At 38.5% G+C, this 19,277-nt stretch carries 18 protein-coding genes; 7 read left to right on the forward strand and 11 right to left on the reverse strand.

What is annotated here, in order from left to right; genetic code table 11:
* Nucleotides 1-160: 160 nt before the first annotated feature.
* On the reverse strand, nt 161-1,375 hold the full coding sequence (locus ADHAQ_RS0109320; protein ID WP_026462703.1) for an ABC transporter permease: 1,215 nt from the start codon (nt 1,373-1,375) through the stop codon (nt 161-163).
* Nucleotides 1,376-1,905: 530 nt separating this feature from the next.
* Between ADHAQ_RS0109320 and ADHAQ_RS0109330 the strand changes: the two genes are divergently transcribed.
* The 4 genes from ADHAQ_RS0109330 to ADHAQ_RS0109345 all read left to right on the forward strand — a co-directional run bounded on the left by ADHAQ_RS0109330 (nt 1,906) and on the right by ADHAQ_RS0109345 (nt 5,096).
* The gene (locus tag ADHAQ_RS0109330) at nt 1,906-3,129 is read left to right on the forward strand and encodes an exo-beta-N-acetylmuramidase NamZ family protein (protein WP_034256705.1); all 1,224 of its coding nucleotides are present in this window, start codon (nt 1,906-1,908) and stop codon (nt 3,127-3,129) included.
* 5 nt (nt 3,130-3,134) lie between these two features.
* Complete coding sequence (fmt, locus tag ADHAQ_RS0109335) at nt 3,135-4,061, forward strand: methionyl-tRNA formyltransferase (RefSeq protein ID WP_026462705.1); 927 nt, start codon at nt 3,135-3,137, stop codon at nt 4,059-4,061.
* A gap of 167 nt (nt 4,062-4,228) precedes the next feature.
* Nucleotides 4,229-4,720, forward strand: coding sequence for a dihydrofolate reductase (locus ADHAQ_RS0109340; protein ID WP_026462706.1), 492 nt, complete (start codon nt 4,229-4,231; stop codon nt 4,718-4,720).
* A gap of 37 nt (nt 4,721-4,757) precedes the next feature.
* Nucleotides 4,758-5,096 carry an avidin-fold protein gene (locus ADHAQ_RS0109345; RefSeq protein WP_026462707.1) on the forward strand — a complete coding sequence of 113 codons (339 nt, stop codon included), beginning with the start codon at nt 4,758-4,760 and terminating at the stop codon, nt 5,094-5,096.
* Between the two features lie 154 nt (nt 5,097-5,250).
* Here ADHAQ_RS0109345 and ADHAQ_RS25140 read toward each other — a convergent pair whose 3' ends face one another.
* Nucleotides 5,251-6,753 (reverse strand): ATP-binding cassette domain-containing protein, encoded by a 1,503-nt coding sequence (locus ADHAQ_RS25140; RefSeq protein WP_034256707.1) that lies wholly within the window; start codon nt 6,751-6,753, stop codon nt 5,251-5,253.
* Nucleotides 6,754-6,905: 152 nt separating this feature from the next.
* On the opposite strand from ADHAQ_RS25140, the gene ADHAQ_RS0109355 reads away from it, so the two are divergent.
* Nucleotides 6,906-7,499, forward strand: coding sequence for a hypothetical protein (locus tag ADHAQ_RS0109355; protein ID WP_026462708.1), 594 nt, complete (start codon nt 6,906-6,908; stop codon nt 7,497-7,499).
* 66 nt (nt 7,500-7,565) lie between these two features.
* On the opposite strand, the gene ADHAQ_RS0109360 is transcribed toward ADHAQ_RS0109355, so the two are convergent.
* Nucleotides 7,566-7,916 carry a 4Fe-4S dicluster domain-containing protein gene (locus tag ADHAQ_RS0109360; RefSeq protein WP_026462709.1) on the reverse strand — a complete coding sequence of 117 codons (351 nt, stop codon included), beginning with the start codon at nt 7,914-7,916 and terminating at the stop codon, nt 7,566-7,568.
* Between the two features lie 111 nt (nt 7,917-8,027).
* Between ADHAQ_RS0109360 and ADHAQ_RS0109365 the strand changes: the two genes are divergently transcribed.
* Nucleotides 8,028-9,038 (forward strand): aldehyde dehydrogenase family protein, encoded by a 1,011-nt coding sequence (locus ADHAQ_RS0109365; RefSeq protein WP_026462710.1) that lies wholly within the window; start codon nt 8,028-8,030, stop codon nt 9,036-9,038.
* A 122-nt stretch (nt 9,039-9,160) separates the two neighbouring features.
* Nucleotides 9,161-9,460, forward strand: coding sequence for a hypothetical protein (locus ADHAQ_RS0109370; protein WP_026462711.1), 300 nt, complete (start codon nt 9,161-9,163; stop codon nt 9,458-9,460).
* Here ADHAQ_RS0109370 and ADHAQ_RS0109375 read toward each other — a convergent pair.
* The 8 genes from ADHAQ_RS0109375 to ADHAQ_RS0109410 all read right to left on the reverse strand — a co-directional run bounded on the left by ADHAQ_RS0109375 (nt 9,457) and on the right by ADHAQ_RS0109410 (nt 19,224).
* Nucleotides 9,457-10,344 carry a nucleoside phosphorylase gene (locus ADHAQ_RS0109375; protein WP_026462712.1) on the reverse strand — a complete coding sequence of 296 codons (888 nt, stop codon included), beginning with the start codon at nt 10,342-10,344 and terminating at the stop codon, nt 9,457-9,459. The genes ADHAQ_RS0109370 and ADHAQ_RS0109375 overlap by 4 nt on opposite strands.
* A gap of 72 nt (nt 10,345-10,416) precedes the next feature.
* The gene (gene trhO, locus ADHAQ_RS0109380; protein ID WP_034256708.1) at nt 10,417-11,370 is read right to left on the reverse strand and encodes an oxygen-dependent tRNA uridine(34) hydroxylase TrhO; all 954 of its coding nucleotides are present in this window, start codon (nt 11,368-11,370) and stop codon (nt 10,417-10,419) included.
* Nucleotides 11,371-11,572: 202 nt separating this feature from the next.
* The gene (locus tag ADHAQ_RS0109385) at nt 11,573-12,205 is read right to left on the reverse strand and encodes a NeuD/PglB/VioB family sugar acetyltransferase (protein WP_026462714.1); all 633 of its coding nucleotides are present in this window, start codon (nt 12,203-12,205) and stop codon (nt 11,573-11,575) included.
* 98 nt (nt 12,206-12,303) lie between these two features.
* A complete protein-coding gene (locus tag ADHAQ_RS0109390) occupies nt 12,304-13,461 on the reverse strand; it encodes a hypothetical protein (RefSeq protein ID WP_157433383.1) in 1,158 nt (385 codons plus the stop codon).
* A 119-nt stretch (nt 13,462-13,580) separates the two neighbouring features.
* Nucleotides 13,581-14,873, reverse strand: a complete 1,293-nt coding sequence (locus tag ADHAQ_RS0109395; protein WP_026462716.1) for a DUF2851 family protein — start codon at nt 14,871-14,873, stop codon at nt 13,581-13,583.
* A 55-nt stretch (nt 14,874-14,928) separates the two neighbouring features.
* Nucleotides 14,929-15,753 carry an orotidine-5'-phosphate decarboxylase gene (gene pyrF, locus ADHAQ_RS0109400; protein WP_026462717.1) on the reverse strand — a complete coding sequence of 275 codons (825 nt, stop codon included), beginning with the start codon at nt 15,751-15,753 and terminating at the stop codon, nt 14,929-14,931.
* Nucleotides 15,754-15,877: 124 nt separating this feature from the next.
* Nucleotides 15,878-16,525 carry an outer membrane lipoprotein periplasmic chaperone LolA1 gene (gene lolA1, locus ADHAQ_RS0109405; protein WP_026462718.1) on the reverse strand — a complete coding sequence of 216 codons (648 nt, stop codon included), beginning with the start codon at nt 16,523-16,525 and terminating at the stop codon, nt 15,878-15,880.
* Nucleotides 16,526-16,554: 29 nt separating this feature from the next.
* Nucleotides 16,555-19,224, reverse strand: coding sequence for an FtsK/SpoIIIE family DNA translocase (locus tag ADHAQ_RS0109410; protein ID WP_026462719.1), 2,670 nt, complete (start codon nt 19,222-19,224; stop codon nt 16,555-16,557).
* Between the last annotated feature and the right edge of the window lie 53 nt (nt 19,225-19,277).

A 19,277-nucleotide genomic window follows, 5' to 3' on the forward strand; every position in this document is an offset into this window, starting at 1 on the left:
TTTAAGACCTTTTTATAATATTAATACTAACTAATATATTATAAAAATAATTTTTAAAATTTTTATAAAGATAATTTATATAATTATATAAATCACAAATAAATAGCAAAAATATTTTAACAAACTATACTATTTAAACACTGATTAGCAACAAGTTAAATCAATCAAACTTTATAGCAGTAACAGGCTTTATGCGGGCAATCATAAAGGTGGGAATAAGAATGGACAACATAGTTAGAGCAAGCGTTAAGACATTTAGCAATATAATTATATTAAAATTCCAGTTTATTGGCACTGTCTCCATGTAATAGTTTTCCGGATCGAGCGGAATAAGTTTAAATTTATCCTGAACAAAGCAAAAGCCGAGGGCAATTATATTTCCCCAAACCAGACCTTTAATTGTTAAATTTAAACCCCGAAAGAAGAATATTTGCCTGATTTGTTTATCGGTGGCACCAAGTGCTTTTAATAAACCTATCATGTTGGTTCGCTCCAGTATCATTATAAAAACGGTAGAAACCATATTGAAAGTAGCCACAAAGAAGATGAGTACCAGAAAAATAACAACGTTCTTCTTTAACAGCTTCATCCAATCAAATAACTGAGCGTATTGATCCGTTATTTTTTCAAGCTGCAGATCATAATTCATGTTATTAAAAATGGTAGTTGCAACGGTATCTATTTGATTAAAATCTTTTAGTACTACCTCGTAGCCCCCCGCTAAAGTATCCGCCCACTTGTTCAGATCCCGGATATGCTGAATATCGCCTATCACATAAGCCTGATCAAATTCCTCTAATCCTGTTTTATATATACCTACTACCGTAAAGCGCCTTACCCGGGGAGGATTTTGAATAAAATAAAAAGTAGCTTTATCGCCAATATTTAGCTGAAGTTTATCTGCAATTTGCTGGCTTATCATAATATCATTGGAAGCGGCCGTATCGGTAAAAGCAATGGTTTGCCCCTCTACCAGGTTACCTTGCATTGGGGTAAGGTCATAGTTTTTATCCACTCCTTTTAATACAATACCTAAAACATCATCTCCGGCTTTGGCAATAGCTGTTTTAAAAGCAAAAGATTGGTATTTTTTTATCTCCGGAATATTCTGAAGATCTTCTTCCACGGCCCGAATACTCACAGGTTCGTTATCAAACGAATTATTGGTATCGTATTTACTGATTTGTAAATGAGCCGCAAAACTAAAAATTTTATTTTGTATCTCATTTCGGAACCCTTCCAGAATGGAGAAAGAGACAATCATAATAGCCAAACCAATAGCAATACTGGTAATGGCAATTTTAGTAACTGAAGCAGTAAAAGAATTGGATCCGGAGTCGGATATTTTACTTGAAATATACCTCGCTGTATTCACGCTGTTTATTTAGCTTTTGAACCATTAAACCATTCTTTGGGCCTTCTAGGAAACAATTAGTAGGAAATGGTTTTAATGGTGGTTCTAAAGTACGGATTTTTTTATAGGTAGATTATAAATAAAAAAACCGTATTATTTTTTAGTTAAAACTCTGCAATAAAATTTAAAAAAAATATTATTGTAAAATACACAATAAGTAAAACTCTTTTTTATATTTGTACCGCGCACAATAAGTATATGTTTTTTTATCTTTCATGTTAAGTGGTTAGGCAGGTAACCCTTACCGGTTACCTGCCAAAAAGTTTTGGTTATTTAAGATTACAAGAAGGGCAATCAGAAATGATTGCCTTTTTTGTTAATGATCCATTACCTTTTTCTTTAACTTATTTCTGCGTTAACGGGTAATAATAAAATATAAACTTAGATTAAGGAAGGCCAAATCCAGAACACCGGAAGAAATAATTATATTCACGGCAAAATTCAGGATTTCAGAATAGCTTTTTATATTTTATTTCTAGAATAATATTCTTATGTATACCCTTGTAGTGGTTCTCCTCTCTTCGCTTCTGTCACTAGGTAATTGTTCCGGACCGGCAAATGTAACCTCCCATGCTAAATCCGAACCAATACAAAAGAAAGAGGCTGCTTTTGTACAGCCAGCTGCCATTAAAACGGGAGCGGATCAAACTCCGCAGTATTTACCCCTGCTTAAGAACAAGCGGGTAGCAATGGTAGTTAACCAAACATCATTAATCGGCAAAAAACATTTAGTTGATACTTTACTATCGGAAGGCATAAACATTAAATTTATTTTTGCGCCGGAACATGGTTTCAGAGGCGATGCCGATGCTGGGGCCACCATTAGCAATGGTACCGATACTAAAACGGGTTTACCTATTATTTCTTTGTACGGCAAAAACAAAAAGCCATCAGCCGACCAATTAAAAGACATCGATATAGTGGTATTTGATATTCAGGATGTTGGAGCCCGCTTCTTTACTTACATTAGTACCATGCACTATGTAATGGAAGCCTGTGCAGAAAATAACAAACCATTGATGGTGCTGGACCGCCCTAACCCAACGGGTTATTACGTGGATGGGCCGGTCTTAAATCTAAAACATCAATCCTTTGTGGGCATGCATCCCATTCCGATTGTGCATGGCCTGACGGTAGGCGAACTGGCGCAAATGATAAACGGTGAAAAATGGTTAGCTGGTGGTAAAAATTGCCCGGTCACTATTATTCCCGCAAAGAACTATACCCACAAATCCCGCTATTCGCTGCCGGTTAAGCCCTCTCCTAATTTACCTAATGATGTTGCCATTCAGATTTACCCTTCCATCTGTTTATTTGAAGGCACCAATGTAAGTGTAGGACGAGGTACCGAAACCCCTTTTCAGGTTATTGGCAGCCCCTTTTATAGCAAAAAAGATTTTTCTTTTACACCTAAATCTATGCCCGGTGCTACCAATCCGCCTCACCTGAACCAGGTTTGTTACGGCCAGAAATTTACCGCTAAAAATACTCCGGAAAAATTTACCCTTGCTTACCTGCTGGACTTTTACCAGAATTCAACTAATAAAGAAAAATTTTTTAATAACTATTTTACCAATTTAGCCGGGACTACTGAGCTAAAAGAACAGATTATAGCAGGCAAATCTGAAGCTGAAATAAAAGCCACCTGGCAACCAGCTTTGCAAGCCTATAAAAAAATGCGCAAGCAATATTTACTTTATCCTGATTTCGAATAATAACGATGCCCCAAGATTTACGGATTATATTTATGGGTACGCCTGATTTTGCCGTACCTACTTTACAAACTCTAGTTCAAAATAACTACCAGGTTGTAGCCGTCATAACGGCGCCTGATAAACCAGCCGGCAGGGGGTTAAAGTTATCGCAATCGCCGGTGAAGGAATATGCCGTTTCGCAAAATATACCGGTATTACAACCCACTAATTTAAAATCGGAAGCCTTCCTGGAAGAATTGAAGATTTATAAAGCCAACTTACAAATTGTAGTGGCTTTCCGGATGCTGCCAGAGGCGGTCTGGAATATGCCGGTTATAGGCACCTTTAATATTCATGCCTCTTTATTGCCGCAATACCGGGGTGCAGCCCCCATAAATTGGGCTATTATGCACGGCGAAACCGAAACTGGCGTTACTTCCTTTTACCTGCAACATAAGATAGATACTGGTGATATTATTTTACAGGATAAAGTAGCCATAACGGATGAAGATAATTTTGGCACACTTTACGAGAAACTAAAATATGCCGGGGCTGCTTTAGCCCTTAAAACAGTTAAAGCCATAGAAGCGGATTCTGTTACTACTCAACCACAACCCAATACAGGAGAGCTTAAAGAAGCGCCCAAAATCTTCAAAGAAACGTGCCAAATCAACTGGAATCAACCTGCTATTCAGGTACGTAATTTTATCCGGGGCTTATCACCGTATCCAACCGCCTGGACAATATTAGAAGGTAAAGTACTTAAGATTTTTGCCGCCGAACTGGTTACAAATGATACATCGTCTTTAGCTCCTGGCGCGTTTAGCACCGACCATAAAACCTTTATATACTTTGGCACTACCACTGGCATTCTTTCCATTACAGACCTGCAGCTGGAAGGTAAAAAAAGAATGACAATAGTAGATTTTTTGCGCGGCTACCGGTTTAAGTAAGATATTAAATGGCGAGTGATGGGTTTTAAGTAACCATTCACTAATAAATTTGGAGCCTGCCTACCCATTGTACTTGGACTTTTATTACCAATTTTGTTTCATCATATACCTGCCTTCAACAATTAACAGGTATTTTTAAGGAATTCATTTAACTTACCATTCCTAATATGATCGCCTCTATTTTTGCCATGTCGTCCAATCGGGTAATTGGGAAGGACAATACTTTACCTTGGCACCTGCCGGCAGACCTGAAATTTTTTAAAAATAAAACTACAGGTCATCCTATTTTAATGGGTCGTAAAACCTATGAATCTATTGGTAAACCTTTACCTAATCGTACTTCCATTGTTATTACAAGGCAGGAAAACTACGAAGTACCCGGAGCTATTGTGGTAAATTCTCTTTCGGATGCCATAAAAGCCGGCCAGGTAATTAATCAGGATTTATTTATTATTGGCGGAGCAGAAATTCTTAAAGAAGCTATTCCCTTGATTGATACCATGTATCTGACCAAAATTCATGAAGAATTTGAAGGCGATGTATTTTATCCGGAATACAACCCGGCAGAGTGGCAAGAAACCTGGCGCGAAGACCATGAACCAGATGAAAAGAATAAATATGCCTTTAGCTTTTTAAAACTGGAACGCATTAAAAGCTAATTCACCAATTAGCCGAAGCTATCTGTTTGTTAAATCTATGATTAATTACAAAAATAAAATTTTTAAACCGGTGGCTAACTCAGTTAATGGCGAAGTAGATACGGGTATGCATTTTCTGTATCAGCAACAAGGTAATGTTTTAACTTCAGAATATACAGGTGTTAATATCATAAAAGGTCATTTGATTGCTTTGGTAGGCCATGATGGGACATTAGATATGCGCTACCATCAGGTAAATAAGCAGGGCGAGATCATGACAGGCACTTGCAAATCTACCCCCGAAATACTGCCCAATGGTAAAATACGGCTGCATGAACAATGGCAATGGACTTCAGGCGACTTATCCAAAGGATATTCCATAATGGAAGAAGTATAAAAGGTCAGAAGTTAATTTTAAGGAAAGCCATAACCTAAATTTTTTCCATAGCGGGGCGAATAAAGAAGTTAAACCTTTATAATAAATTACACAGTGTTTCCTTTATTAAACTGGCAATGCTGAACTCTACGTCAGCCTAAATATACCCTTAGGATTACTCCTCTTTCTTTTTTCCATTCTCTAGCCTAAATGTATGATGCACAAAATCAGGAATCTCCTGGCTGTAATGAGACACCAATAACAAGGTAGTGCTGGGCACACAATACTGCTGGAGAAGTTGAGTGGCTAAATCTATGTATTCGGGGCTTAACCCCTGAAAAGGTTCGTCCCAGATTATTAAACCAGGATTTTTTATTAGCGAACGAATAAGCAATAATATCCGCTGCTCCCCAGCCGATAACTGTAAGAAATACTTTTGCGCTAAATCCGGTCGTTTAAAAAAATTTAAATGAGCTTGTACTAATTCCGTTTGTTCGGCTGTAACCCGGTTAGGTCGGTGCAACATATCATAAAATCCAGACGCTACTAAATCTTCTCCTTTCAGGTTTTGCCGGAAATATAAATGCAACTCCGGCGACACAAAACCAATACGTTTTTTTATATCCCAAATGCTTTCGCCGGTACCTTTTCGTTTATCAAACAGGTAAATTTTATTGGAGTAAGCTTGCGGGTTATCAGCATTTATTAAACTAAGTAAGGTAGATTTACCCGAACCATTGGGTCCCAGTAAAGCCCATTTTTCTCCTTTCCGGATAGTCCAGTTTATATTATCAAGTATTTTCTTGTCGTGGTATTTTACCGTAACATTCTCAAACTGGATGGCTATTTTGAAATCAGAAGCTTGTGGTAATGCTTTAGAGACCTGATGAATCCCAGATGCCTGCTGCTCATGAATCTGATGTGCTTTTAATTCCTGCAAAAATTCATAGCGGGTATATTTCCCTTTAATGGTAAAATTCTCAAGCCACATTACATTAGAGATATTTTCCGGAAGTTCTGGCTGATTAGTGACTAATAAAACAGAGGTGCCATGTTGAATCAGCTGAGTTATTATCTGATTTAAATCAGACCTGGACTGTACATCTAATCCTGTATAGGGATTGTCTAATACCAGTAAAGCCGGCTCCTTTAACAAAGCCCGGGCAATTAAAACCCGCCGGGTCTGGCCATTAGAGAGGCTAATTACTTCCTGCGATAATAAATCATCAATATGTAAAAGTTTAGCTACCTGACTTAAATTTGTAGCTGTACCAGCTAATTGCTGGGCTTTCTCCAACACCTCCAACACAGTTGGCATATATACCTCACTTTCCAGGCTGTGGTAGCGTTGCTGGTAAAAGGCATGGGAATAATTAAATAACTGATCGCCTTTTTGAAAAGAAACCAAAACGGCAGCTTCACGCAAAGAAACAACCTGGCCTGAAACATTATCTTTCTGCCTTAAATTAGAAACTACCTGTCCACTCCGCAGGCTATACCTGCCGAAAAGAGCGTCCACTAAAGTAGTTTTACCTGCCCCAACCGAACCATAAATAGCCCATTGTTCGGCTCTTTTGACTTCCAAGGTAATTTTATTGAAAAAAATCTCGGGGCCTTTTTGAAAAGTAGCTTCTTTTAAAGCAAAAAGAATGTCAGAGGGCTGAGTAACCGGTTGCATGCATCTTTAATTTAAGGTTTAAAGGTACTAGTCATTTTCTTAATTCCACAGAAAATACAAGAAGGAGCTTTAAACCAGCCGCCTCTGCTCTTTTGCTACTTGATTTTTTGCCGGTAAATGCTTAATTTGAGAAATAAAAAAAATCTTCTGCTATGAAAAAATCTATTCTTTTGAGCCTGTTGTCAGGCCTGTTTTTACAGGTATCTGCCCAAAATCAAATTCCTCCGGCAGACATTCAGATTAAAACCGCTGTTTTAGCAGCCCCGGCTGATAAACGGGCAGAGGCTACTGTTTATGGTTACAACGCGCAAAAGGAATTTGTTTTATTGCGGAAAGGAACCAATGAAATGATTTGCCTCGCCGATGATCCCAATCAGGCTGGCCTATCAGTTTCCTGTTATCACAAAGATTTAAATCCGTTTATGGAACGAGGCCGCCAGCTGAGAAAATCCGGAAAAACAGCCCAGGAAATTTTTGACATGCGGGAACAGGAAGCTAAAGCTGGCAAGTTATCAATGCCCAAGCAGCCCGCTACTCTATTTGTTTACACAGCTTCGGCCGACAATTACAGTGCCGCAACAGGCGAGGTAAAGGCCGGTAATTTACGTTATGTAGTGTATATACCCTACGCAACCGCCGAAAGCACTGGTTTGCCATTAAAAGCAGAAGTGCCGGGTATGCCCTGGATAATGCACCCAGGCACTCACGGAGCTCATATCATGATTACTCCCCCCAAGGCTAACTAATTATTAATTATAAAAAAGAAGCCTGCTCCTATTGGAACAGGCTTCTTTTTTAAAACTAAGATAATTTTATGCTTCGGCGTGTAACCAAGCTTTCTTAGCTAATAATTCATCTTCTGTTTCACGATAATCCGGGTCATCTACGCAGCAGTCTACCGGGCAAACGGCTGCACATTGCGGTTCTTCATGAAAACCCTGACACTCAGTACATTTATCTGAAACAATGTAATAATACTCATCGGAAATAGGAGCCTGTGGGGCGCTGCCAGCCACAACCTCACCACCATCAATCTCCACTTCGGTTAACGATGTACCACCGCCCCAGGTCCACGTAGCACCGCCTTCATAAATAGCAGTGTTCGGGCATTCTGGTTCACAAGCGCCGCAGTTGATACATTCGTCTGTGATCATTATAGCCATAATCGTATATATGTTTATTTTCTTATTTTTGCAATCCAAAAATTTTCCGCGAAAATATAAATTTTCCGGCTTCAATCAAACATTTTTAAGCTTTATTCCTTATAATCTACCATGAACTTAACTGAACGTACCCTGGCCTTTGCTTCGCTAGGAGAACAAATTAGAAATTTATCTCCTATTGAAATTCAGGAATTAGCTTTCCGGGCAAGCAATGCAAATGCCTGGTTTGATGAGCCAAATGTTATTAATGCTTTAAACGGAATAGCTTATTTATTGGATAAGCAAAACCTGCAAGATTGGCTATATGTTTATAATCTGGAGAATATTTCTGTTAAAAAAGTGGGGGTGGTCATGGCCGGAAATATTCCCATGGTAGGTTTTCACGACTTTTTATCGGTACTTATTGCAGGGCATGAACTCCACGCCAAACTAAGCAGCGAAGATACTTTTCTGATGCAAATGCTGGCACAGAAGCTCATTGCCATTGAACCCCGCTTCGCCGAAAAAATAAAATTTGTAAATATACTAAAAGATGTAGATGCCATTATTGCTACCGGCAGTGATAACACCTCCCGGTATTTTGAATATTATTTTTCTAAAAAACCGCATATTATTCGCCGCAACCGCACCAGTTTAGGCATACTCACCGGAAAAGAAACGCCGGAAGAACTGCGGGCCCTGGGGCAGGATATTTTTCAGTATTATGGCTTAGGCTGTCGGAATGTTTCCAAAGTAATGGTACCGCCAGGATATAGCTTTAATCATTTCTTTGAATCGATAGAAAATCTGAAAAGTTTATCAGACCATCATAAATATCAAAATAATTATGACTACAATAAATCTATATTACTGGTAAACCAAACGCCCCATTTTGATAATGGTTTTTTACTCTTAACCCAAAGCGAACAATTTGTTTCGCCCATTAGCGTACTTTTTTACCAGGAGTACACCAATACCCAAAACCTAAACGACCAAGTAACTGCTGCCGCAGACAAAATTCAGTGTATTGTATCGGCAAATGGTTGGTATCCGGAAAGCTTTGACTTTGGACAAGCCCAATGCCCGGCAGTTTGGGACTATGCCGATGGTGTGGACACATTAGCTTTTCTGGAAAAATTATAAAACACTAACCACCTAAAAATCAAAAAGAAAGCTCTCATTATGGGCTTTCTTATTTTTAGAAGAAAATATTTAAGAGAATTTTCGTTATATTATGGAAAGATCTCCACAAAAACGAAGGTGAAATGCAAAGTATGATAAGCTCCCCTGAATTAATTGAGAAAGAACAGATTCCGGATTTGAAGTTTGGACAAGAGGATGTACTGAAAGACCCGCAAGCGCGTAAGAAGCGCCTGCAGGACGTTTCCCGGGCTACATCATTAGGTAACGGTTATCATGGGAAAGTTGAAATTACCTTTCAGACCAGCAATGGCGAACAAAAACGCGTTGTCACTACTATTTGGGATTTCGACCAGGAATATATTATTTTAAAATCAGGCGCTTCCATGCCTGTTAAAGCTGTAACCCAACTCGAATTCTTTTAGGTTTTATCGGTAATTACTAAGCGCTCTAATGTTTTCAGAATTAAGTCGTCTACCACGGCGTCAGGGTTTGATGAAAACTGATGAGTTATGCGGTTGGCAACTATGGCATTTAAAGAAATAACTTCGTGCCCCAACAAACGCCCTAATGCGTAATACCCCGCTGTTTCCATCTCAAAATTGGTCAACTGAAACAAGTCGTGGTTAGGTTCTTCTACCAGAAACTGCTGGAGCCGGTTTATAAAGTTTGCTACCTTGGTTTCTATGCGTAATGCTCTCCCCTGCGGCGCATAAAAACCAGGGCAGGTTACTGTATGCCCGGGTACCATATCATACCCTAATTGCTCCCTTAAAATATCAGAGCCCCGCACGCAGTACGGCTGAAAACCGAGTTTAAATTCATCCTGCAGTGCACAACTTACCGTGGTTTCATAGCCGGTTTGCACCAGCGGATAAAAATGCATTAATGTATCTAAACCTATGGCATATTCCGCTACTAAATGGCTATCCAGCGGCACGCCAGCCTGCAAGGCGCCTGAGGTTCCAATCCGAATAATTTTAAATTGAATTTTATCCTCGTTTACCGTCCGGTTGATTAAATCTATATTTACCAAGGCGTCCAGTTCATTCATGACTATATCTACATTATCAGTTCCAATTCCTGTAGACATTACCGTTAGCCTTTTCCCCTGAAAATAACCTGTATGCGTAACAAACTCGCGCTTTTGCACCTGCACCTCCATGGAGTCAAAATAACGGCTCACACGGGCTACCCTTTCCGGATCGCCAACGGTTATGATGGTGTCTGAGATTTGCTCCGGCAATAAATTTAAATGATAAACACTGTTATCAGCATTTAATATCAATTCAGATTCAGGGATTCTCATAGTTTTATTGGCTTATAATTTAGGTTTAGCAGAAACAAAAAGAGCATTTAATAATTAAATGCTCTTTTTGTTTTAGTTCTGAACTGTTTTACGGTATAAACCTTTAAAAGGGTTGTAGCCGTTGGTTTCTTTCTGGTAATACCCGGTACCATCGTAAGGTCTTTTTTCAGGATCTGTTTTACAAGTATCTGAACAAGCTCCTTCCATTTCGTGACCACACTTTTCGCACATGGGCACATGAATGTTACAAGTTGGATTAGCGCAATTAACCATTCGGTCGCTGGGCTCCTGGCAAATGTAACAAGTTGAAATAACCTTCGGATTAACTTTATTTACATCAACAGTTAAGCGATTGTCAAATACATAACACTTTCCTTCAAAATCTTCTCCGCCTTCTTCCAGACCGTATTTAATAATCCCTCCGTGCAATTGGTATACATTCTGAAAGCCCTTTTCCAGCAAAAATGCACTGGCTTTTTCGCATTTTACGCCACCTGTACAGTAGGTAATAACTTTTTTATCTTTTAAATGTGCCAACTCCTCTACTTTCTCCGGAAAGTCTCGGAAGTTTTCAATATCTAACGTAATAGCATTTTTAAATTTACCTACCAAATGCTCATAATCCGACCGGACATCCAGTAATACTACATCTTCCTGATCTTTCAATTGCTTAAATTCGGCTGGAGATAAATGTACACCGGTTTTTTCAATGGGCTTTACATGGCGCAGACTGGAATGCACAATTTCAGGTTTATACCGCACATGCAATTTGGTAAAAGCATGTTTGTCAGATTCATCAACTTTAAAATCAATACCGGCAAACCGTGGATCAGCTTTAACTGTAGCCATATAGGCCTCACAATCTTCACGTAAACCAGAGATAGTACCGTTTAAACCTTCGGCAGCTACTATAATGCGGCCTAGCAAGTTTAATTTTAAGCAAAGTAAGTGATGCTCTTCCCGAAAAGCTTCCGGATCTTCAATAGGTGTATAATGGTAATAAAGCAGAATACTGTAATCTTTCATAATAACTGGCTAAGTTTCAACTTAGTGTTTTAAGTATAATTTGCTGCAAAAATAATTTAAAATTCAACACCAAACAGCTTATTTAAGTTTATTAACCTTGGTGCTGAATTAAAAACCATAAGCTAACTTTTATTTATCTTCAGATTTAGCTTTAATTGATTAACGATATACATAAGAATTAATCAACCAAGAAAACAATCTTTTAAACTTTCTGGGCCGGATTTCCAAACATAGTTTGGTTAGCCGCAACATTGGAAACCACAACAGAACCAGCCCCAATCCGGGCTTTTTTACCAATTTTCACCCCTGCTACAATTATTGCGCCGGAGCCAATAAAAGCTTCTTCTTCAACTTCAACACCCGGGTTGATGATGGCTCCTGCTCCAACCTGTACAAAATCTCCCAAAATAGCTTCGGCATCAATTACGGCATTGGAATGGACCACGCAATGGTTCCCTATTTTTACGTTGGCATTTATAACAGCACCAGCATTTACCAGATTCCCGTGGCCTAACCAGGCGTTTTCTGATACTGACGAAAATTTATGGATACCATTTACCGGTACAATCTGGTATTCTTCCTTTAACAGATTTATCATGCTTTTTCGACCTGCTGTATCTTCCACTGCTACAAAAACCTCACATTTTTTTCCTAATAACTTCAGAAATTCAGGATCATCGCTACTGCTCATTACCGTAATATTATTTACTTCTTTTTGTTGCAGCTCCTTGTTGTCTTCTAAAAAACAATAAACTACTACACTATTGCTCATAAATACATCTAAAGCATTTTTGCCTAGTTGCTGAGCACCTACAATTATTACGGGGTTTTGCATTTCGTTTTGTTTTAATTCTGAGACAAAATTACTTTATTAGTTTCTACAGTACAACTAGAACATTTGCGTGTTTAAAATCATTCTTTTACAATTCAGATTTATGTTTTCTTCCGAAACCGCCAATAGGTAAAAGAGCCTTGTAAAAGAATAAAAACCAGGAATGGGAGAATGGCAATGCGATACCGGTTGAGGGTACCAAAATTAGGAGTAGTTAAGCCCAGCAAAGCTCCTACCACCAATATATAGATACCCATGATTATAAAAATAAAGGTAATTTCTTTAGGTGATTTTTTTATGAATCCTATTAATGAAAAGGCTGAAAGCCCTAAAATAAATAAGTTTTCCAACCCAGCCACCCAATAAAAAAAAGAAGTTCCTTCTCCCAAAAAAGGTCTATAAATAGTTTGAAGCAGGGCTAACGGAGCGTGTAACATAACACTACAAACCGTTGGCTCTAAGTTTGTTAATTCTATTACAGGTTTTCCTTCCGAGGCTTTTAGCAGCGTATGGTAATTTTTCATAAGCTGCTCTAGAAAGAATTCTAGATTAAGGGTTGTCTGCAGTTGGCTTAAAAATAAAGCTATAACCAAAATCCAACCTCCGAATATCACTATGGTCCTTCTTCTTGATGCAGAAAGTTTTAATTTATTTGCTAAAAGCTTTACCAAAGCGAAACTAAAAAGCAATGGAAAAACAACAGCAGCAAAATAATAACGCATTTTCCAAACCAAATAGGCCGCAATTATTCCTTGTAATAAATGCTTCAGAAAGTTGTTATTTCTTTCCTGGTACGCGATCGTAAGCGTTGCGGCAAATAACCAGCAAAGGGCACCTAAATAAATAGGTTCTTTCATAACCCCTGAGGACCAAAAAGCAACGGAAGGGAAAAGTAAAAAAGAGAAAACGACCGGCACTTTATATTCTGTATTAAGGTGGTTTAGCACCCTGATTAATTGCCAAACCCCAAAAAAACAAAACAAAGAAAAGTAAACGGAATTTAAATAATAACTGCCGTTGGTTATTATATTTAACAAACTTAAAACCAGCACCAGAAAATAAGAATTGGAATAGGTGGCAAAATCTATTAGGTGGCGGAACGTTGAGCTTTGGTAAGGTTGGCTAAGCAATAAGTAGAAGTATTTGGATGGATGTTCCTGAAAATAGTCATAAACTACTAGGGACTGGGTATGATATCTATAGGTATCACTCCCGTTAGCATAATTTATATAAAAGTAACCTAGTCCAATTCCGCACATTATTTTTAGAAAGAGGGCAGGAAAAAATAGTTTCTTCAAAAAAGTATCTGGTTCTTGTCGCCAGAGTAAAAAAACAAGGCCAGCCAGTAATAAGATATTAAATAAAAGGTATAATATGCTTATTGGCATGCCCTAGTATTTTTCAGGATGTAGTGACCAATAGAACAACTTAAACATTTCCGCGGAGCACAATACTGGTTGTATAACTGAATGTAGGCTTGTGAGTCAAAAGCAGATAAAAACTGGAAGTTAAGAGCTTTATATTGTTTAGTTTTATGGTTCTCCTCTGGTTTAAGTTGCTCTAACAAACTTAAAGCTTTATTAATATAAGTCTGGTTGTCCAAATACCGACCATAAGCAAAGATTAAAGGAATAACGGTATTTATCAGGAGGTTGTCTTTACTTGCCTTTCCCAAACCTGTTTTGAGCGTTTTATTTTGTCTGCTAAACATGTAATGCTCCTGCCAATAATCTGAAACCCTTCCTTCAAAAAAATTATAATAATCTTTTATATTCTCTAATTCTACTAAAGTAGCAAATAAGTGGCTTTTACCTAGTAACAAGGAGGCCAGCTGAGCTAGCCGGACCGTTGGAAAATTAGCTGGCCGTAACCGAAAGAAGTTCCAGTCTGAAACAGTTAAGGAGTCTTGTAAACTATATTTGTGCCGTAAGAAGGCAAACTCCTGGCTTAACCTTTGCTGGTACTGATCAGATGAGAGTGGTTCTTCTAAAAAACCTGCTTGCCCAAAAAGTAAGGCTTCTATCTGCAAGCGTTGGTGCTGGTGCCGCCTAATAACCGAATAGGGTAAAGCTTTGCTTAACCGTAGAAATGGTTCCTGATTTACCTTAAAGCCAAAATTACTTAGAATAACTTGATAAGCTGTTTCTTCCCAATCAGCTTTATTGTTCTGCCACAATTCCTGGATAACGCAAGCCTTTTCATCTAGCCGTTCCAATAACACTCTATCGGTCATCGTTAGTTTGGTCAAATGCGGAACCTCAGAAACAAATGGAGCACAAGGAAGTGTGGGTTTGTCGGCCGTCAGATTCAGGTAATTTTGGAGGAGCGCTTCTGGCACCCTATTTTTTATCTCTAAAACAGGTATTATAGTACCGTCTCTACGCTTTACCACCTGATCATGTTCCCAAACCATGTGTAAAATCACCTGATCATATTTAGGATCCTTATGATGATTATGTCTATACCAATCCGAAGACTTCAGATGAATTTCGACACTCCCGTTCCAGGTTACTTCATTCATTTTTACCTGCGCTCCTAAAAAATCCGGTCCAGCATTTGTATTCAGGATGCCTGTGCGTAAAACCTGAAAACTTTCCCCATCAGCAGTTGCCAAATCTTTTTTATCAAAATACTGGTGCTGCCATACATAATGCAGAAAATCTTCTTTCATAGAAGGTAAAACAATAAAAGGTCTTGCGCTGAATCAAACAAACCTTACGGAAAATTTACCGGGGCAGATACTTGTCTAACAGCTGGGCCATTTCCTGTTGTACTTTCTTAGCTTCTACCTGGGCAGCTTTAGCAAAGTCTGTTCCATTGTCAGCGTATATAATATTTCGGGCTGAGTTTACTAATAAACCGCACTGTTTGTTCATCCCCAACCGGGAGATTTCTTCCAAATTACCACCTTGGGCACCTACACCCGGAACCAGCAAAAAATGTTCAGGAGCAATCTTACGTACGCGCTCTATATACTCGGCTCGGGTGGCCCCTACTACAAACATTAGTTGTTCAGGCGTAGCCCATTCCTGACTTTTTTGTAAAACGACTTCAAAAAGGGCTTTTTTCTCTTCAGCGATGGACATCAACTGAAAATCCTGAGATCCGGGATTGGAGGTTAAAGCCAGTAGAATAACCCATTTACCTTCCTTAATAAGAAAAGGCTTTACAGAGTCCTGTCCCATGTATGGCGCAACTGTTACAGAATCAAAATTAAAATAATCAAAAAAAGTACGGGCATATAATTCCGAAGTATTTCCTATATCGCCACGTTTGGCATCGGCAATGGTAAATATATTTTCAGGAATATAAGCCAGCGTTTTTTCTAAACTCTCCCACCCTTTTGGACCTAAAGCTTCATAAAAAGCAATATTTGGCTTATAGGCAACACAAAAATCAGCAGTGGCATCTATTATTTGTTTATTAAATGCAAATATAGGATCAGCCTCTTTTTGTAAATGGTACGGAATCTTTTTTATGTCAGCGTCTAAACCAACACATAAATAGGATTGCTTTTTCTGAATCTGGGAAAATAGGTCTTCTCTGGTCATACTGGAAATTATATCTGCAAAACTAATTTAATTCAAATTTTAAAATAGATTTTACTTTAACTTTTAGCCATAAAAAAAGAGTTGCCTCTTCTGAAACAACTCTTTTCTATTCAAATTTTTAATCTTAACGAAGATCCACCACTTTTACTCCTTTGTATTTGTTCTTATCAAAAGTAAAGGTATTAGCATCTACCACCGGGTTTGGATTTAACTGCTTAATGGTATAGGTATAACGGTTTCCATTATTCCGAAACATTTTCCAGCTTTTTACACTGTTATCTTTCTTGTTTATCTGAATGCGAACCTTGAAAATAGGGTTATTTTTATCTTCTGGTGCTAATTCAATAACCTGATAAACCTGCCCCGCTTCTTTTACTTCATCCACAATAGCGTATTTGTTATAGCCCTTTTTATACAAGTTAAAAATAGCATTCGGCGACATTTGCTGATCGTCCGGATCACTTTCAGAAATATTAACCTCATTCTCAGACTTCATAAAAGTCCAGATCGTGCTTCCGTTATTTATAATTTCCTGATCTTTTATTTTTAACCGAAACTTATCACCACTAATGGTAATATTGCCTTGCATGGTTTCCTTTACCTTATTGGTGGAGTTTTCCATGGTTTGAACAAAATCCACATTAAAGGCTTTCATGGCTTGATATTTTTTGCTCATGGCATCCAATATTTTTTCGGCCTTGGGATCTTGCTGTGCCTGGGCAAAAGTTATTATTGCCAAAAACAGGAACAGAAACAGAGTTATTTTTTTCATATATGGTTTGTATTGATACAGTCTAGTTATTACTTATTTATATTATTCAATAACTGTTCCAAACTGTATTCATCCGGAATTAAAACTTCCCTGGCTTTACTTCCTTCAAAAGGCCCCACAATTCCGGCTGATTCTAATTGATCAATCAACCTTCCAGCCCGGTTATAACCAAGCTTTAACCGGCGTTGCAACAAAGACGTGCTTCCTTGCTGGTGGGTTACAATAATGCGGGCAGCTTCCTCAAACATGGAATCCCTGGTAGAGGGATCAAAGTCAGTTTTTTCATTTCCGCTTTCATCTCCCACAAACTCCGGTAATAAATAAGCATCATCATATCCTTGCTGATTACCAATAAAATCACAAATACGATCAACCTCCGGCGTATCTACGAAAGCACATTGCAAACGAATCAGATCCGATCCTACTGAAAATAACATATCCCCTTGCCCTATTAACTGATCGGCACCGCCCGTATCTAAAATGGTGCGGGAGTCTATTTTAGAGGTTACTTTAAAAGATATCCGGCAAGGGAAGTTGGCTTTAATAATACCGGTAATTACGTTTACGGATGGCCGTTGCGTAGCCACTACTAAGTGAATACCAATTGCCCGGGCAAGCTGGGCCAAACGAGCAATCGGGGTTTCCACTTCTTTCCCGGCCGTCATCATTAAATCTGCCAACTCATCTATTACCAACACAATAAAAGGCATAAAACGGTGGCCTTTTTTAGGACTTAACCTGCGCTCTACAAATTTTAAGTTATATTCTTTTAAATTCCTACAGCCGGCATCCTTTAATAAATCATACCGCATATCCATCTCCATACAAAGGGAATTAAGGGTATTAATTACCTTTTTGGTATCGGTAATAATCGGTTCGTCAGAATCAGGTAACTTAGCTAAGAAATGGCGCTCTATTTTATTAAATAAAGATAGTTCTACTTTCTTAGGATCTACTAAAACAAACTTAAGCTGAGAAGGATGCTTTTTATAAATAAGGGAGGTAAGGATGGCATTTAAACCAACTGACTTACCCTGACCAGTGGCTCCCGCCATAAGTAAGTGAGGCATTTTAGCTAGGTCCGTAATAAATACCTCGTTGGTGATAGTCTTTCCGAAAGCAATGGGTAAATCCATTTCACTTTTCAAGAATTTTTCGGTAGAAAGAATGGACTTAATAGAAACCATTTCTTTTTTCTTATTTGGCACCTCAATACCAATGGTCCCTTTTCCTGGAATAGGGGCAATAATCCGGATTCCTAAAGCCGCTAAACTTAAGGCAATATCATCTTCTAAATTTTTAATTTTGGAAATACGCACGCCGGCATCCGGTACAATTTCATATAAAGTTACCGTTGGACCAATGGTAGCTTTTATACTGGCAATACCAATGCTGTAATTTCCTAAAGTTTCAACAATACGATCTTTGTTAGCCTCCAACTCTTCTTTTGAAACCTGCACCCTAGCTGCTGCATAATCATTTAACAACTCCAGCGTTGGATAATGGTACCGGGCCAGATCCAGAGTAGGATCATAATTTTCACTTAAAGAACCTATTTCTTCTTCCGGTATTTTATTAATTTTAAGGTCTACTACTTCCTTTTCATCTTCAAAAAGGTCCTCTTCTATTTCAGTTTCTTCAGCAAATATATCGGGTTCAATGGCAGCCGGTTCTATATCTAAAGCCAGTGTATTTACTGGAGGAGTTACTATTGGAGGAGTTACTACGGCGCGAGGCACTTGGGCCGCAACAGGAGCGGGTTTAAGTTCTAATTCTACCGTTTCTTCAAAAAGTTCTTCCGAATCCGCTTCCGGCATTTCGTCTTCACTTCCCAGCTCATCCTCTTCTTCAAACTCCTCTTCTTGTGTGTCTAATTCATCTTCGTCCAGGGAGGCAGCTGGGTTAGCATATTGATTTACGCCTTTTGACATTTGCTCATAAGTAGCCGGTTGCTCGGCAAAAGTATTGGCCGTAGCGGTTACCACCTCTGCCGCTACTTTCTTTCCGGTAGAGAAACTGGTAATATTAAAAAAGAAAATAATAAAAGTTATTAAAAAGAATCCCAACAAAGGAATGGTTCCCCAGCCAATAAGGCTGTCAAGCCAAAGGGATGTTTCATAACCCACTGCTCCGCTTAAAAAACTAAAAGCTTCTACGGTATTAGTTCTTAATACCATATAACCAAACATAAGGCTAAACCAACACAGGCTAAACAGGCATAAAGTGGTAATGTACGACAGGGAAATATTTCGGCTTCGGAAAACAATTTTATATCCCAAGAAAAAGAAAATAGGAACCGAGAAGAATGCAGCTATGCCAAAACCTTCGTATATAAAATAATTTGAAAGCCAGGCCCCAACCAATCCCAACCAGTTCTCCGACTCAATACCAGCTTCTTTTAAGTCGGTAGTGGGCAGGGCCTCTACTACACTTTGGTCGGCATGACCAGTAAACAAATAAGAAACAAAAGCAATACAAAGGTAAAGGGAGCCTAGTAAAAAGAAAAAGCCCCAAAAAAGCTGAAAGCGTCTATCCAGGAAAAAATTAAGAAAAGAAAGGTTAATTTTTGGCCATAAAAATTTTACCTTTTCTTTCTTGGGGCCCTTTGCGGCACTTTTACTCATGGGCTCGTTCACCCCTCGTGGCACGTTCTTAGCGCGAGGCGCTCCCACTTCACTTTTATACGTATTATTTGCCATGCTCCAATAATTATATCAAATCTACACTTTTTCAGGCAAATTGCCTCCTAAAA

The sequence above is a fragment of the Adhaeribacter aquaticus DSM 16391 genome (assembly GCF_000473365.1).
GTDB lineage: Bacteria > Bacteroidota > Bacteroidia > Cytophagales > Hymenobacteraceae > Adhaeribacter > Adhaeribacter aquaticus.

Bases quoted from the DNA above. Each gene is read 5' to 3' on its own strand.
- trhO (WP_034256708.1), bottom strand. From the start codon at position 11,370: ATGAAAGATTACAGTATTCTGCTTTATTACCATTATACACCTATTGAA.
- ADHAQ_RS0109395 (WP_026462716.1), bottom strand. From the start codon at position 14,873: ATGAAAGAAGATTTTCTGCATTATGTATGGCAGCACCAGTATTTTGAT.
- ADHAQ_RS0109340 (WP_026462706.1), top strand. From the start codon at position 4,229: ATGATCGCCTCTATTTTTGCCATGTCGTCCAATCGGGTAATTGGGAAG.
- ADHAQ_RS0109375 (WP_026462712.1), bottom strand. From the start codon at position 10,344: ATGAGAATCCCTGAATCTGAATTGATATTAAATGCTGATAACAGTGTT.
- lolA1 (WP_026462718.1), bottom strand. From the start codon at position 16,525: ATGAAAAAAATAACTCTGTTTCTGTTCCTGTTTTTGGCAATAATAACT.
- fmt (WP_026462705.1), top strand. From the start codon at position 3,135: ATGCCCCAAGATTTACGGATTATATTTATGGGTACGCCTGATTTTGCC.
- ADHAQ_RS0109355 (WP_026462708.1), top strand. From the start codon at position 6,906: ATGAAAAAATCTATTCTTTTGAGCCTGTTGTCAGGCCTGTTTTTACAG.
- ADHAQ_RS0109390 (WP_157433383.1), bottom strand. From the start codon at position 13,461: ATGTGCGGAATTGGACTAGGTTACTTTTATATAAATTATGCTAACGGG.
- ADHAQ_RS0109385 (WP_026462714.1), bottom strand. From the start codon at position 12,205: ATGCAAAACCCCGTAATAATTGTAGGTGCTCAGCAACTAGGCAAAAAT.
- ADHAQ_RS0109365 (WP_026462710.1), top strand. From the start codon at position 8,028: ATGAACTTAACTGAACGTACCCTGGCCTTTGCTTCGCTAGGAGAACAA.
- ADHAQ_RS25140 (WP_034256707.1), bottom strand. From the start codon at position 6,753: ATGCAACCGGTTACTCAGCCCTCTGACATTCTTTTTGCTTTAAAAGAA.
- ADHAQ_RS0109370 (WP_026462711.1), top strand. From the start codon at position 9,161: ATGCAAAGTATGATAAGCTCCCCTGAATTAATTGAGAAAGAACAGATT.
- ADHAQ_RS0109345 (WP_026462707.1), top strand. From the start codon at position 4,758: ATGATTAATTACAAAAATAAAATTTTTAAACCGGTGGCTAACTCAGTT.
- ADHAQ_RS0109330 (WP_034256705.1), top strand. From the start codon at position 1,906: ATGTATACCCTTGTAGTGGTTCTCCTCTCTTCGCTTCTGTCACTAGGT.
- ADHAQ_RS0109360 (WP_026462709.1), bottom strand. From the start codon at position 7,916: ATGGCTATAATGATCACAGACGAATGTATCAACTGCGGCGCTTGTGAA.
- ADHAQ_RS0109410 (WP_026462719.1), bottom strand. From the start codon at position 19,224: ATGGCAAATAATACGTATAAAAGTGAAGTGGGAGCGCCTCGCGCTAAG.
- pyrF (WP_026462717.1), bottom strand. From the start codon at position 15,753: ATGACCAGAGAAGACCTATTTTCCCAGATTCAGAAAAAGCAATCCTAT.